A 3,362-nucleotide genomic window follows, 5' to 3' on the forward strand; every position below is an offset into this window, starting at 1 on the left:
ATGGCTACTGCAGTAACGGTTGTTCCTAATTGATTAGCAACTGCTTTTGCATAGGAAGCTACCTCGAAAGCGGCTTTCTTAAAAGTACCTTGTTCTGATTCTGTATATACTAAAACTGACATAAATTTAAAAAATTTAAAAATCCAAAAGTAAATTCCAAATAATATTTTTTGGGATTTTGCTTCTGAAATTTGGGATTTATATGACTTTAGCCTCGTTATGAAGCAAGCTTACTAATTCGTCTAAATTATCTGGTGATACTAACGTAACCGCACCTTTAGGAGTTGGTTTTATAAATGAAACAGAAGTTGTTTCAGGACTTACATCAATAGGTTCAACCACATTTAAAGGTTTTTTACGAGCCATCATAATGCCTCTCATGTTCGGGATACGTAAATCGCTCTCTTCAACCAATCCTTTTTGACCTCCTATAACTAGTGGCAGCGATGTTGAAACGGTTTCTTTACCACCATCAATTTCTCGAATAGCCTTCGCTGATGTAACATCAACCTCCAAACCAATACAGTTATTTACAAAGTTGGCATTAATTAATCCGGCTACCATTCCTGGCACCATACCGCCATTATAATCGATAGATTCGCGACCAGCAATTACCAAATCGTAGCCCCCTGTGTTAATCACGTTTGCTAATTGTTTTGCTACCGAAAAACCATCGGTTGCAGGTGTGTTTACGCGTATGGCTTCATCTGCACCAATGGCTAATGCTTTACGCAAGGTAGGTTCAGTTTCTGGACCGCCAACGTTAATAACAGCAACCGTAGCACCTTGTTTTTCTTTAAACCACATAGCACGAGTTAAACCAAATTCATCATTTGGGTTTATAACAAATTGTACGCCATTGGTATCAAATTTAGTATCATTATCACTAAAATTGATTTTTGAAGTAGTATCTGGTACGTGACTTATACACACTAATATTTTCATTTTTTTATGTATTTAAATGTCTTATTTTTTTTCAGTTTACGAAGTTAAATATAATATTTTGAATATTTACTATGCGTGCATAATAAATTTTAAAATAACTCGTATTTATTGGGGTTCAGCGTTATAATTTAAAGAGTTTGAAGGTTTTAAAGTTCAAAGATGTCAATAATATCATGTTTCGGTAAGTAAATTATATATCTTCATTTAATCTGTATAATATGATAATTTGAGCAAAACTCAAAAAACTGATAAATTAGGAATGATAATAGAACGTAGTATTTTTTCATTGTTTTCAATTTATTTACCACATTTATTAAAAGTATTGAAATTTTTAGACAAACAATAATTTTACAACAGAAACATAAGTACATTATAATGAATAATTACTATTTTTGTTTTTGGACTAAAAAAACACTTAATGAAGACAATTCAATTTAGAGAAGCTATTTGCGAAGCAATGAGCGAAGAAATGCGCAGAGACGAAAGCGTATATTTAATGGGTGAAGAAGTAGCTGAATATAATGGTGCTTACAAAGCGTCAAAAGGCATGTTAGACGAGTTTGGTGCAAAACGTGTTATCGACACACCCATTGCAGAGCTTGGTTTTGCTGGTATTGCTGTCGGTTCAACCATGACTGGAAACAGACCAATTGTTGAATACATGACCTTTAACTTTTCTCTAGTTGGTATTGATCAGATAATAAGTAATGCAGCTAAAATTCGTCAAATGTCTGGTGGGCAGTTTCCATGTCCTATAGTTTTTAGAGGACCAACAGGTTCTGCAGGGCAATTAGGAGCAACGCATTCACAAGCCTTCGAAAGCTGGTTTGCAAACACGCCAGGCTTAAAAGTAGTGGTGCCATCAAACCCTTATGATGCAAAAGGACTTTTAAAAGCCGCTATTCGTGATGATGATCCTGTGATTTTTATGGAAAGCGAGCAAATGTATGGTGATAAAGGCGAGGTGCCAGAAGGTGAGTATATTATACCACTTGGTGTTGCTGATATTAAACGTGAAGGAACTGATGTAACTATTGTATCTTTCGGAAAAATTATAAAAGAAGCTTACAAGGCTGCCGACGAGTTAGAGAAAGAAGGTATTTCTTGTGAAATTATCGATTTACGTACTGTACGTCCTATGGATAGAAAAGCCATTGTAGCGTCTGTAAAGAAAACAAATAGATTAGTAGTTTTAGAAGAAGCATGGCCTTTTGGAAATGTAGCAACAGAGATTACTTATTTAGTACAATCTGAAGCATTTGATTATTTAGATGCGCCAGTTGTTAGAATTAATACTGCCGACACACCTGCAGCTTATTCGCCTGTTTTAATGGAAGAATGGTTGCCAGATTACACAGAGGTAATTAAGGCGGTAAAAAAAGTATTGTATAAATAAACCAAAATTTTTCACGTTATATAAACTTCATTAGCACGATTGTTGATGAAGTTTTTTTGTATTATGAAAATTAAAATATTTTTTGCCCTTTTCTTCCTCGGATTTATTTCTGTGTTTGCACAAACCAAAGTAAGTGGTTATGTGTTTGATGAATTTAATGAACCAGTTTCTTTCGCTACTATTGTATTTAAAGGCTCTACGGAAGGCACCATTACTAACGAAAACGGAAAGTTTTATTTAGAATCAGATGAAACCTGGAGTACTTTAACCGTAACTTTTTTAGGTTATGAAACCTTGAATGTGCCTTTGGATAAAAAGGTGAATTACGATTTAAAATTTATACTTAAAGAGGAAGCAGCACAACTTAATGCCGTTGTGATTGTATCGGGAAAACAGTCTAAAAAGAATAATCCGGCCATCGATTTACTTAAGAAAATTTGGGCGCATAAACGCAGTAATGGTTTAAAACAATTCAAGCAATACGAATACGATAAGTATGAAAAAGTAGAGTTCGATTTAAATACCATCGATAGTGCACTTATTAAAAGTAAGCTTTTTAAAGGCATGGAATTTGTTTTTGAAGAGGTGGATACTTCGAATGTTACAGGAAAAACCTATTTACCAATTTTTATAAATGAAGCCGTTTCAAAAGTATATGGCGATAATGTAATTAACAAAACCAAAGAAGATTTATTAGGGAATAAAAACTCAGGGTTTAGTGATAATCAAATGATTATTGATTTTGTAGACGATTTGTATTCAGACTTTAGCGTATACGATAATTACTTAAAGTTTTTCGATAAAAGTTTTGTGAGTCCATTGTCAAGAACTGGAATTAATACTTATAATTATGTTCTAGCTGACAGTACATTTATTGATAACAAGTGGTGTTATAATATTATTTATTATCCAAGACGTAAAAATGAATTGACTTTTAAAGGCGATTTTTGGGTTGCAGATACCACCTATGCGATTAAAGAAATTAATCTTCAAGCTTCAAAAAGTGCTAATATAAACTGGA

The 3,362-nt window shown here is 33.4% G+C and carries 3 protein-coding genes and 1 pseudogene; 2 read left to right on the plus strand and 2 right to left on the minus strand.

Going from position 1 to position 3,362, the window contains the following annotated elements:
- Both WBN21_RS08140 and WBN21_RS08145 read right to left on the minus strand, forming a co-directional pair.
- Window positions 1-122, minus strand: a pseudogene (locus tag WBN21_RS08140) (electron transfer flavoprotein subunit alpha/FixB family protein); the annotation flags it as partial.
- A 76-nt stretch (window positions 123-198) separates the two neighbouring features.
- Window positions 199-945: an electron transfer flavoprotein subunit beta/FixA family protein gene (locus tag WBN21_RS08145; protein ID WP_424199185.1), complete on the minus strand. Its 747-nt coding sequence runs from the start codon at window positions 943-945 to the stop codon at window positions 199-201.
- A gap of 418 nt (window positions 946-1,363) precedes the next feature.
- Between WBN21_RS08145 and WBN21_RS08150 the strand changes: the two genes are divergently transcribed.
- Entirely contained in the window at window positions 1,364-2,341 is a 978-nt protein-coding gene (locus WBN21_RS08150; protein WP_424199187.1) for a pyruvate dehydrogenase complex E1 component subunit beta, read from the plus strand.
- 63 nt (window positions 2,342-2,404) lie between these two features.
- Window positions 2,405-3,362: DUF5686 family protein (locus WBN21_RS08155; protein ID WP_424199189.1), on the plus strand; the 958-nt coding region annotated here is incomplete at its 3' end.

The sequence above is a fragment of the Algibacter sp. genome (assembly GCF_049667265.1).
Lineage (GTDB): Bacteria > Bacteroidota > Bacteroidia > Flavobacteriales > Flavobacteriaceae > Algibacter_B.

Bases quoted from the DNA above. Each gene is read 5' to 3' on its own strand.
- WBN21_RS08150 (WP_424199187.1), top strand. From the start codon at position 1,364: ATGAAGACAATTCAATTTAGAGAAGCTATTTGCGAAGCAATGAGCGAA.
- WBN21_RS08145 (WP_424199185.1), bottom strand. From the start codon at position 945: ATGAAAATATTAGTGTGTATAAGTCACGTACCAGATACTACTTCAAAA.